This is a genomic window from Methylocaldum sp. MU1018 (assembly GCF_053646775.1).
Window position 1 is genome coordinate 1,506,940 of record NZ_CM132195.1, and the last position, 9,885, is coordinate 1,516,824.

General features: G+C 61.2%; 12 protein-coding genes. 6 read left to right on the top strand and 6 right to left on the bottom strand.

The features are described from left to right. Nucleotides 1-17: 17 nt before the first annotated feature. The 3 genes from ACWJKU_RS07045 to ACWJKU_RS07055 all read right to left on the bottom strand — a co-directional run bounded on the left by ACWJKU_RS07045 (nt 18) and on the right by ACWJKU_RS07055 (nt 2,438). Nucleotides 18-473, bottom strand: a complete 456-nt coding sequence (locus ACWJKU_RS07045; protein WP_454147128.1) for an archease — start codon at nt 471-473, stop codon at nt 18-20. 282 nt (nt 474-755) lie between these two features. Further along, nucleotides 756-1,064, bottom strand: coding sequence for a GYD domain-containing protein (locus ACWJKU_RS07050; protein WP_454147130.1), 309 nt, complete (start codon nt 1,062-1,064; stop codon nt 756-758). Between the two features lie 207 nt (nt 1,065-1,271). Next, nucleotides 1,272-2,438, bottom strand: a complete 1,167-nt coding sequence (locus ACWJKU_RS07055; RefSeq protein ID WP_454147132.1) for an N-acetylmuramoyl-L-alanine amidase — start codon at nt 2,436-2,438, stop codon at nt 1,272-1,274. A 180-nt stretch (nt 2,439-2,618) separates the two neighbouring features. Between ACWJKU_RS07055 and ACWJKU_RS07060 the strand changes: the two genes are divergently transcribed. The 4 genes from ACWJKU_RS07060 to ACWJKU_RS07075 all read left to right on the top strand — a co-directional run bounded on the left by ACWJKU_RS07060 (nt 2,619) and on the right by ACWJKU_RS07075 (nt 6,690). Then, the gene (locus ACWJKU_RS07060) at nt 2,619-3,557 is read left to right on the top strand and encodes a PfkB family carbohydrate kinase (RefSeq protein ID WP_454147134.1); all 939 of its coding nucleotides are present in this window, start codon (nt 2,619-2,621) and stop codon (nt 3,555-3,557) included. A 160-nt stretch (nt 3,558-3,717) separates the two neighbouring features. Next, nucleotides 3,718-4,260, top strand: coding sequence for a MarR family winged helix-turn-helix transcriptional regulator (locus ACWJKU_RS07065; RefSeq protein ID WP_454147136.1), 543 nt, complete (start codon nt 3,718-3,720; stop codon nt 4,258-4,260). A gap of 622 nt (nt 4,261-4,882) precedes the next feature. Further along, a complete protein-coding gene (locus ACWJKU_RS07070) occupies nt 4,883-6,049 on the top strand; it encodes a cation:proton antiporter (protein WP_454147138.1) in 1,167 nt (388 codons plus the stop codon). Nucleotides 6,050-6,285: 236 nt separating this feature from the next. After that, nucleotides 6,286-6,690 (top strand): septal ring lytic transglycosylase RlpA family protein, encoded by a 405-nt coding sequence (locus tag ACWJKU_RS07075; protein ID WP_454147140.1) that lies wholly within the window; start codon nt 6,286-6,288, stop codon nt 6,688-6,690. Between the two features lie 58 nt (nt 6,691-6,748). On the opposite strand, the gene ACWJKU_RS07080 is transcribed toward ACWJKU_RS07075, so the two are convergent. After that, nucleotides 6,749-7,072, bottom strand: coding sequence for a DUF2845 domain-containing protein (locus ACWJKU_RS07080; RefSeq protein ID WP_454147142.1), 324 nt, complete (start codon nt 7,070-7,072; stop codon nt 6,749-6,751). A gap of 102 nt (nt 7,073-7,174) precedes the next feature. Between ACWJKU_RS07080 and erpA the strand changes: the two genes are divergently transcribed. Both erpA and ACWJKU_RS07090 read left to right on the top strand, forming a co-directional pair. Then, entirely contained in the window at nt 7,175-7,510 is a 336-nt protein-coding gene (gene erpA, locus ACWJKU_RS07085; protein WP_454147144.1) for an iron-sulfur cluster insertion protein ErpA, read from the top strand. A 425-nt stretch (nt 7,511-7,935) separates the two neighbouring features. Continuing rightward, nucleotides 7,936-8,445, top strand: a complete 510-nt coding sequence (locus ACWJKU_RS07090) for a hypothetical protein (RefSeq protein ID WP_454147146.1) — start codon at nt 7,936-7,938, stop codon at nt 8,443-8,445. Nucleotides 8,446-8,488: 43 nt separating this feature from the next. On the opposite strand, the gene narI is transcribed toward ACWJKU_RS07090, so the two are convergent. Beyond that, nucleotides 8,489-9,205: a respiratory nitrate reductase subunit gamma gene (gene narI / locus ACWJKU_RS07095; RefSeq protein ID WP_454147148.1), complete on the bottom strand. Its 717-nt coding sequence runs from the start codon at nt 9,203-9,205 to the stop codon at nt 8,489-8,491. Between the two features lie 17 nt (nt 9,206-9,222). Continuing rightward, nucleotides 9,223-9,885: a nitrate reductase molybdenum cofactor assembly chaperone gene (gene narJ, locus ACWJKU_RS07100; RefSeq protein WP_454147149.1), complete on the bottom strand. Its 663-nt coding sequence runs from the start codon at nt 9,883-9,885 to the stop codon at nt 9,223-9,225.

The following is a 9,885-nucleotide window of genomic DNA, read 5'->3' on the forward strand; positions in this document are numbered from 1 at the left end:
CTCTTTCAGATCAGGTTTCAAACATCCACGACACATTGCGCCATCCAGACGCCGTTTTCATTCCGATGGACTTTGAGTTCGGTATAGGTGGCGCCCTTGACCTCGACGGCGGGGCGATGGCGTTCCCGCTCGACGCGTTCGCCCCAGGCGGTCGCCTGCAAGGCGGAGCCGTCGATGCGGACGTCGAAACGGCCGAACACCATCTGGCGCACCGCCATTTCATAAACCAGCGCATTCAGCCAATCGACCAGCAACGATTCGATATCGGGCGCCTCGCAACGGATTTCGACCGGCGTCGTCGTCTCGATCCGGGAGAGTTCGCAGATGATGGCGGTAAGCGCCCGTGCGGCTTGGGCGAAAGCCTCGTCGACCGTGGCGCCGTAGCCGCACAGGCCCATGTCGGCGACGTGCGGAAAGTGTTCCCAGCGGGGGATATTGCTGTCGGGTTTTGCATGGCCGATTTCGGTGCTCATGAGGCTCCTCTTTACGGGATTCGGGATGGGCGATCCGCCTGACGCCGGAGCGGCATCCCGAGGCGCGGTTCAGGGCATGTCTCGCCGGTTTTGGCGGCGGGCCGAAAAGCGCCCGACGATAGTGGGACTCTCCGGAAAGATGGAATTATCCGGCGATTTTCGTTCAATCGCGGCGCCGACGGAACGATTTGCCCGGAGGGACCGGGCGCCATCCTTCTTTGCAGCGTGCGTCGGCGCCGATCGAGCGGCCCTTGCAAGCGGTCCGAACCTGTAGGCGGACACTCAGCCGTGTCCCATCTGTTTCGGGCCTTTGAGCTTCTTGATGAAGTCGTCGATGTGCATGGCCGGCAAGGTCGTAGGAATCACGGAGCCCCGCGAGCCCAGATCGACCGCGAGATGAGCCGCCGTTTCGTTATCGGGCGCCTCTATGACGGTCAAGAAATCGTAGGCGCCCAGGAGGGCATATTGGGTGAGGACCTTGCAGCCGAACTGCTCGATTTCTTTGTTCACTTCCAGCAAGCGGTCGGGATTCTTGTGCAGAGTCTCCCGGCCTTCCGGCGTCAATGTGGTCAGTAACACATAAGTGGCCATCGCGCACCTCCCTCATTGGAGATCAGGAAATCCGAAACGATAAACCGGAAAATCCACCAGCGCCGAGGCGTTGTCAAGTAAGGAGATGCCCTTAGGAAGCTCCGGAAAAGCCTCCTTTCTTGCGGGCGCGGAGCCGGAGCGGCCGTTCGAATCGCAAAAACGGCCGCCGGTCCGCTCGTTCCGGCAAAACCGCCGGTTTGCCGGGCTTCAGTTCCCGCCGGTTTTTGTCGGCGTCTTGGTGGCCAAGAAGAACTGGCGAATCCCGTAAAAGATCGCGCGGCATATCTTGGCCTGATGAGCGGCGTCCGCGAGCCTGGTCTCGCCTTCCGGATTGGTGATGAATCCGGTCTCCACCAGAATGGACGGGATGTCGGGCGATTTCAGCACGGCGAATCCCGCCCGTTGGACTTCGGGATGGTGCATCGGAAAGCTCTTCTTCAGCTCCCACAGCACGGCGGACGCGGCTCGCGCGCTCGCTTCGGCGGTGGCGGTCTGGGACAGGTCGATCAGCACCTTCGCCAGGGTGCCGTCCTTGTCCCGCAAGCTGACGCCGCCGACCAGGTCCGCCGCGTTTTCCCGCTGCGCCAGCCAGCGCGCGGCTTCACTGCTGGCCCCGCGCTCGGACAGCGTGAACACCGACATGCCCCGCGCCAGATCATGCACGTAAGCATCGGCGTGCAAGGATACGAACAGGTCGGCCTGCGCCTCGCGGGCTTTCACCAGGCGTTCGCGCAGGCTGAGAAAGCGGTCGTCCTTCCGGATCATCACCGGCTTCATGCCGGGCTCCGCGTGAATCATGTCTTTCAGTCTGCGGGCCATCGACAGCACCACGTCCTTTTCCAGACGGCCGCTCGGTCCGACGGCGCCGCTGTCCTTGCCGCCGTGTCCCGCATCGATCGCGACCACGCGAATTTTGTGTTTCCCGGAACTCCGGCGAACCGGAAGGTTGGCGGATTTCGCGGCTTTGGACGGATGGCGCCCGGCGTCGGTCAGTTCGACCACCAGTCGGACTCCGTTTTCGGCGGGGCCGACGAATGTTCTGTGCGTAACCGCGCGCTTCAAATCGACCGAGAACCGGAGTTCTTGCTTCTTGCCCGGCATCGCGCGGATCTTTCCGAAAAACGGATGCGACGGCGGCGGCTGCTTCACGTCGACCCCGAGTTCCGCATCGGCGATCTCCAGCAGCAAGCGTTTCGGCTCGGCCCAGCGGATCACGTGGTATTCGGGCTTGCCGGTGAATTCGAAAACCAGCCGCGCCCGGTCCGCCTTGTCGCCGGCCCGCAACGCCGTAAGCCGGATCGGTTCGGCCGATGCCGGCGCGGCGAGAACGGCTAATAACAGGATGCGGCCTACCTTATCCGTAAGCCGCGGCATGGCGCCGTAAGCGATGTTTTTTCTTCTGCCTCGGCGGGCGGTAGGGTTTCTTTCATACTTTTTGATTTCAAAATGTTTGCGTGAACTTGTCAACCCGATTTATCGTAATCTTACGACTTGAAATTGCCGGCAAGAGTCTGTCGGCGTCAAATTCACACGACGAAAACAAGCTGCTTAGCTTTGTTTTGCTTTGACATCAAAATAGATATGACCGAATTTACGACATCACTGCGACCGATCCTCTTCGGCGAACTGCTGCTCGATCATTTTCCCGACGGCTCGGTCGTGCTGGGAGGCGCTCCGCTGAACGTGGCCTGCCATCTCCGTGGACTGGGCATGCAACCGCTGCTGGTCAGCCGGATCGGCGAGGACGACGCGGGACGGCTCGTCCGGGAAGCGCTCCGGTACTGGGATCTGGACGAGCAGGGCGTGCAAACCGATTGCGAGCGGACGACCGGGACCGTATACGTCCGGATCGAGCAGGGGGAGCCGGTATTCCGCATCGAGCCCGACCAGGCTTACGATTTCATCGAAGCGCACGACGTTCCTCAATTTCCGCTCGGAGGCGCCATCCTGTACCATGGCACCCTGGCCGTGAGAAATCCGGTTTCGCGTCAGGCGCTGGATTATCTGATCAAGCGCCATCGCCCTCCGGTATTCCTCGACGTCAATCTACGTTCGCCCTGGTGGCGGGCCGAGGATTTGCGGACGCTGCTGGAACAGGCGAACTGGATCAAGCTGAACGCGCAGGAGTTGGACACGGTGACCGGGCTCTACGATTTGCCCGGCAAGCTCCCCGAACAGCGGGCCGAAGCCTTGCGCGCCCTGTGCGGCGCGGAGTACGTCGTGGTGACCCAGGGCGAATCGGGCGCTTTTGCCGTCTGTTCCGACGGAAATTCGGCCGCGGTGCGCCCAGCCGCATCGATAGACGTGGTGGATACCGTCGGAGCGGGGGATGCGTTCAGCGCCGCGCTGTTGCTCGGCTTGATCTGGCACTGGCCCTTGCAGGACAGTATGGAGCGGGCTCAGGAACTGGCCGGTTTCATTTGCGGCGTCAGAGGCGCGGTCAAGCGCGACCTGGGCTTTTATCGGAGGCTGCGCGAATCATGGCGGATATAATGAACGTGTGCCGCCCCGGAAAGAACTGAGGCGCGCGGCCGGGCCGGCAAGACCGCCCGCGGCTTCCGGCAGTACGCCGATGCCCGGAGCGCCGGGTTACCCTAATCGACTTGCGGCTGGTTCGCAGCCTGCAATTTCACCGACAGGCAGGAGCAATGGCGTGAATCAGGCCCAATCGTCCACCGGCGCATCGACGGAAATCCACGAGCAGGTCCTGGTGGAGCTCAGGCGCATCGTGCGGGCGCTCGACCTGCAATCCAAACAGTTGCAGAAGGTCGGGCTGACCGGATCGCAACTGCTGGTGCTGCGCGCCCTGGAAAAACGCGGGGCCTTGACCGCCCACCAGCTCAGCCGGGCGGTCAGCCTCAGCCAGGGCACCATCACCTCGATCCTGGACCGGCTCGAATTCAAAGGCCACATCCGCCGCGCGCGCAACGCCGAAGACAAGCGGCGCCTGACCATCACTCTCACCGACGCCGGCCGCGACGCCCTCCGGCACGCTCCCTCGCTGCTGCACGTCAACTTCCTGGCCGCTTTCCGGCAATTGAAAGACTGGGAGCAGACCCTGATCCTGTCCAGCCTGCAGCGAGTGGCCGGCATGATGGACGTGTCGGCCGGCAAGACCAAATCGTTGGCGGATTCGAACAATCTGAAAGAAGAGCGCGAGCTTTTCGCGGAAGACAGCGACGAGATCGGTTGCTGAGCGCCGTCGGGAAGCCCGTCGAGACCGATGAATGACGAAAGAAAGATCGCCGGGCGAATCGCAGAACCGCGGTCCTATCGAGAAGACGGCTCCATCCCCGATCTGCGATCCCGCGGAGAGCAACCGTTGCCGAATCGAACCGACGCTTGCCGCGATCGTTTGGGCTTGGCGTCCCTGCCTTGCGGGCGGCTATCTGATCCGCACCGGAAAAATATCCGAACGAAAGAGCGCGGCATCTTTCGGCGACCGGCGCGGGTTCGGAGCCGGTGTTCGGCCGCGAGCTGGAATTTTCGAAAAAATACAGCCGACCGACGACCTGCCGGAGCGTTTTCCGGTTGGATGTAGCGCCCGCTCTTGAGCACCTCGAAAAACCTGCCCCGTTCAGACTTCGACAGGCCCGGCACGAGCGGAACCGATCGATCCGATCGGAACCGTTCGCACCGAGCGGGGCGAAGTGCACGGTTTTTCGATATGCCCTCTTGCGGACGCTACATCGAATCAGAAAATGCTCTAATCTTGCGCTTGCGCCGGCAGGTTCCATGAGCCGCCGAATCGCGAGGTCTTTGCGGTACTGAAATTAAAATTAAGAATCCGGACAACCGATCTCGGTAAGGAGGTATGCTTGGAAACCTATCACGTGGATTTGCTCGTCATTGCGTTTGCCGCCGCACTCGCGCCGCTGCTCGCCGAACTGCCTGCCGGCTTTCGCCCGCCGGTGGTCGTTCTTGAAATCGTTCTCGGGATAATCGTCGGACCTCATGTGCTCGATCTGGCGAGTTCCGACGGCATGATCGGAACGTTCGGTGACCTGGGTCTGAGCTTCCTGCTTTTTCTCGTGGGCATGGATATCGATATCGGCGAAATAAGCGGTCGACCGCTATCGCTGGCCATGGGCGGCTGGTTTTTGTCGTTTTTGCTGGCCATGCTGTGCGGCTTTCTCTTCTCGGCGGCAGGGCTGATCCACGCGCCGCCCATCGTGATGGCGGTGGCTCTCTCGACCACGGCCGTCGGTATTCTAGTGCCCATCCTGAGAGATGCCGGGGATATCGGCTCCGATTTCGGCAAGTATCTTCTGGCCGCCGCATCGGTGGGAGAGTTCGCACCGCTGATCGCCATTTCCCTGTTGATGATTCCGGCGCAAGCCACCGTCGCGCATTCGCTGTTCATGATCGCGTTCATCGCCGTCGCGCTCGGAGCGGCTTATCTCGCGATACGCATGCGCTCGTTGGGCGTGCTCGACCGGCTGGCGAAAACGCTGCAAACCAGCGGCCAATTGCCGGTGAGAATCTGTATCCTGTTGCAGGCTCTCTTGGTCGCGCTTGCCGGATATTTCGGGCTCAATATCATCATCGGCGCGTTTGCTGCCGGAATGGTGGCGGGCCTAGTCAGCCGGAACCCGCAGGGCATGGTGCTTCGCCAAAAACTGGACGCCATCGGCTACGGTTTTCTGATTCCCATTTTCTTCGTGGTGGCGGGCATGAAATTCGATCTTGCCACGCTGTGGTCGAGTCCTCTCGTTCCGGTCCAGTTGGTCGTGCTTTTGTTCCTGTTTCTCCTGGTGCGCGGCGTTCCCTTGCTGTTGTACGGCAACAAACTGGCGCCGGAGGACAGATTGCCGTTCGCGTTGTATTCGGCAACCAGCTTGCCGTTGATCGTGGCGATCAGCGAACTGGGCGTTTCCTCGGGCCTGATGCTGCCCGACCGGGCAGCGGTGCTGGTGAGCGCCGCCATGATTACGGTTCTGGCGTTTCCGGTTCTTGCCGGAAAGCTGAGAAAGAAAACCGCATGACCCCCGGCCGGCGCCGTTCCGTCCGTAGCGGCGATGACGTGCGGCCCGCGATTCCGGCTGTCCTGCGAGTTCCATCCGGCCATCGGCGGACACGATTCCTCCGGCTGATCGTGCGGCGAAGCCGGTGTCACGGAGCGTAACTCGATATAATCGTTTGGATGCAAATTTGGTCTTTCTAGAAGAATCGTTTATTATGAAAAGGCATCGTTCCTAAAAAACCAATATGGAGGTGAAGGATGCGGAAGTTTCGACTGATTGCTAACTCCCTTCTGTCGATCTATCTGGCGTCTTCCTGTACTGTTGGTCATGCCAGAGCGGCAAGTCCAAAAAAAACGGCGAGTGTTCAAAAGGGCACTGCCTCGTACTATAGCGACCGCTTTGACGGCCGGCAAACGGCCAGCGGGGAGCGTTACAACAAGAACGGCCTCACCGCAATGCACCGGTCGCTGCCATTCGGCACCCGGCTCCGAGTAACCAATCTCGGCAATAACCGCAGCATTGAAGTGCGCGTCAACGACCGCGGCGCTCCCACGAACAGGCGTCTGCTCGATCTTTCTCGGCGCGCGGCCAGCGAGCTCGGATTCGTAAGAGCGGGGCTGGCCCAGGTGAAGCTCGAAGTCATCCAGCCGGGAGACGGTTGATTCGCGGCACCGCCGTAAGAGCCGCTTTTCATATAAAAGGCCGCTTAGGACTTTCCGCTCACTCGCCGTACCCCAGAGATTCCACGCTCACGAGCCGGCCATTCTCGAAGCGAAGCAGCCGGACGAATCGATTCGGGCCGAAGTTGTACGTCCATTCTTCGATCGTGACCGGCACATACCGCTCGAACTCCAAGCCGGAGCCGTACAATCGCACGACCCTGAACTCGATGCGGGAGCCCACGAACATGGGCTCTCCGCATTTGCTGAGCACCTGGAGCTTGTAGTCGCCGAGGGTTACCAGTTGCGAGCCGCAACGCAGCGCCCAGGCCGGCGGCGCCGATAACCACAGCAATAGACCGAAAAGAAGCGCGCTTTTTTTCATGAATTATCGCGGGCGTGGAAAATAATCCTTATTCTTGACCAAAATTCTCGGAAAAATCATAATGACTTTTGATTCGACAATCGTATCGAGGTTACGGTTTGCATGAGCGAAGAACCCATTAAATTCACCGACAGCGCCGCTGCCAAGGTGAGTGAACTTATCGCCGATGAAGGCAACGACGACCTGAAGCTGCGGGTTTATATCACCGGCGGCGGCTGCTCGGGTTTTCAGTACGGTTTCACCTTCGACGACGCGGTCAACGAAGACGATACCCAGATCGTGAAAAACGGCGTTACCGTCCTGATAGATTCCATGAGCATCCAATATCTGACGGGTGCCGAAATCGATTATACCGAAGACCTGTCCGGGTCCCAGTTCGTGATCCGCAACCCCAATGCGGCCACCACGTGCGGTTGCGGTTCGTCCTTTTCGGCTTGAGCATTCTTGCCGTCAAAGTGCCGCGTAACGGATCGGTTCCGGACGGGCGGTCGCGGCGCTACGGAATATAGATCGCCGGCGTCAACCGCAAGGCGGAGAACCGAAAACGCCGCAGCGTCGCTGCCCGTCTCGTTCCGGATTATCGGTCTTTCCTTGGTCGGGGCAAACGGCGGGCGCCGTTCCCCGGATTGCCGAACGTATTCGCAGAAGATTCCGACCGCGCTCCGAAAATTTCCGATCCCTCTCGTGACGGCATGGCGGAAACACCATCGGGCAAGTTCCGTTCGGTGACGAAGCAGCGCTCCGGTTGTCTCAATGGTTAGGAACGAAACCCGGTTCGCGATGACGGGGTAGGTGTGGGCATGGGCGGTCTTTTACGGTTTCCGGACAACGTGAACGGTGTCGGTTCCTGATGGGAGATGCGCATGAACGCTTGCAAATTTTTTTGGTTCGGGGTGGCGACCGGCTTCTTGTCGGCCGCGGCGGGCTTGAGCGCGGTCGCCAGGGAAGCCTTGCCCCTCACCCCTGCCTTACCCGATATTGCGAACCGGCCGCCATTTACCGAAGAACCCAGCGCCCTGCCGACCGTGCTGATCGTGCCCGGCGCGTTCAGCGCCGAACGGATCGGCGACGGCTGTTGGGTGGAATTCTACAACGGCGACCATTTCACGGGAACCCGGCTCAACATCATCGGCCCGGTTGAAATGCGTTCCATGGATGGGCCGTTCGGCGCTCGCTGGACCGGCCTGGAAAGCGCCGTGACCGGACCGCGCGCCCGGGTGATCGCCTACGATGACGAGGACTTCGAACAGCGCAGCATGGAGCTGGGGCCGGGAGAACGTATCCCCGATCTCGATGAAGCCCGAAAACGGAGTTGGCTGGGATTTTTCGAAGACATCGATTCGCTGCGCGTGCTTTGCGAGCCTAAGCGCTGATTCGGCGGCCGCTACGCCGGATCGGGAAATGTGCTTGAAGCGGTCAGATGCGGGATGGTCGCGCCAGCCGACGGCGCGTGCGCACGATCTGATGGGGGCGAAAGAGATAAGCCAGGGCGCCGATCCCGCTCCAGATGTGGACCATCCGGGTGAAGGGCGCGACCAGGAAGATCGTGAATCCCAGCAGGATGTGCAACCGGAAAATCCAGGGCGTATCGAGCAGCAGATCGGCTACGCCGCTCCGAAAAGTCACGATGCCCTGGACGTAATGGGTCAGGGTCAGAAACAGTCGGCCGTCCATGTGCTGCGCCGAGATGGGCACCGTCAAAAGCCCCAGGGCCAGTTGCAGCCAAAGCATCAGCGCGATCGCGATGTCCCAAAAGCGGCTGTTATGGCGGATGCGGCGATCGGTCAGGCGGCGATGGATCAGGATCGTGAGGCCGATGATCGCGATCGAGCCCGCGACGCCGCCGGATACCATCGCGATCAGTTCGTGCCGAGCCGGCGAAATCGCCCATCCGATCCAGGATTCGGGCACCAGAAAGCCGGCGAAGTGTCCTGCGACGACGACCAGGACGCCGTAATGGAAAAGATTGGAGCCCAGCCGCAATTGGCGGGCGCGCAGCAGTTGCGACGAATCGCTCTGCCAAGTGTAGCCCTCGCGGTCGTAGCGCACCAAGCTGCCGAACAGCAGAACGGTCAGCGCGAGATAGGGATAGATCCCGAACAAGAGGGTGTTGGCGGCTTGGGGAACGTACATGGAAATTCCTCCGAAGATCAGGGTTGGCGGCGCGGAGGTCGAAACCGGACGGTGGCGGCATCGGCAGGCGCCGAAGCGGAGCCGTCGAAAGCGGGTCTTTCCTCCCAGTCATGATCGAGATCCGGCTCGGCATCGAAAGCGCTATCGGGCGGCCCGGTCCCGATGCCCGCTTCACCTGTGATTCCCAGCAGCGCTTCCAGTACCGCAGCGTAAGGACTCCGCTTCCGCTCGAGCGCGCGGCCGATGGCGCGCAGTACATCGGCGCAGTCGGCAAAGAGGCTGCGCGCTTCGTCGAATGTGCGGCAGCTCAGGTATTCGAGCACGACCGGCAAATAATCGGGAAGTTCGTTGGCGCTGAGGCGTAAGCCGGCGCGGGCATAGAGCGTCGTCAGTTCCACCATCGCCTGACCGCGCTCGCGGCTGTCGCCGTATACGTGTTCGAAAAGGTGCAACGAGGCGGCGCGGCCGCGGTCGAACAACTCCACGTAACGCGCTTCGGCCTCAAACGGATCGAGCGTGCCGAGTTCGTCGACGAGATCGCGCAAGCCTTGGCGGTGCGAGGGGCTCAACCAGGGCGCCCGATCGAGCGCCGCGACGATTTCAGGGAGGGCGTCGCGCAACTCGGTGCCGGGATAGGTGAGCAGGGCGCCGAGCGCGCGGAGGGCGAACATATCGGCCAT

Excerpts from the sequence above, each read along its gene's own strand:
- ACWJKU_RS07090 (WP_454147146.1), top strand. The coding sequence starts at position 7,936 with ATGAACGCTTGCAAATTTTTTTGGTTCGGGGTGGCGACCGGCTTCTTG.
- ACWJKU_RS07055 (WP_454147132.1), bottom strand. The coding sequence starts at position 2,438 with ATGCCGCGGCTTACGGATAAGGTAGGCCGCATCCTGTTATTAGCCGTT.
- narI (WP_454147148.1), bottom strand. The coding sequence starts at position 9,205 with ATGTACGTTCCCCAAGCCGCCAACACCCTCTTGTTCGGGATCTATCCC.
- ACWJKU_RS07075 (WP_454147140.1), top strand. The coding sequence starts at position 6,286 with ATGCGGAAGTTTCGACTGATTGCTAACTCCCTTCTGTCGATCTATCTG.
- erpA (WP_454147144.1), top strand. The coding sequence starts at position 7,175 with ATGAGCGAAGAACCCATTAAATTCACCGACAGCGCCGCTGCCAAGGTG.
- ACWJKU_RS07080 (WP_454147142.1), bottom strand. The coding sequence starts at position 7,072 with ATGAAAAAAAGCGCGCTTCTTTTCGGTCTATTGCTGTGGTTATCGGCG.
- ACWJKU_RS07050 (WP_454147130.1), bottom strand. The coding sequence starts at position 1,064 with ATGGCCACTTATGTGTTACTGACCACATTGACGCCGGAAGGCCGGGAG.
- narJ (WP_454147149.1), bottom strand. The coding sequence starts at position 9,885 with ATGGCCGATATGTTCGCCCTCCGCGCGCTCGGCGCCCTGCTCACCTAT.
- ACWJKU_RS07045 (WP_454147128.1), bottom strand. The coding sequence starts at position 473 with ATGAGCACCGAAATCGGCCATGCAAAACCCGACAGCAATATCCCCCGC.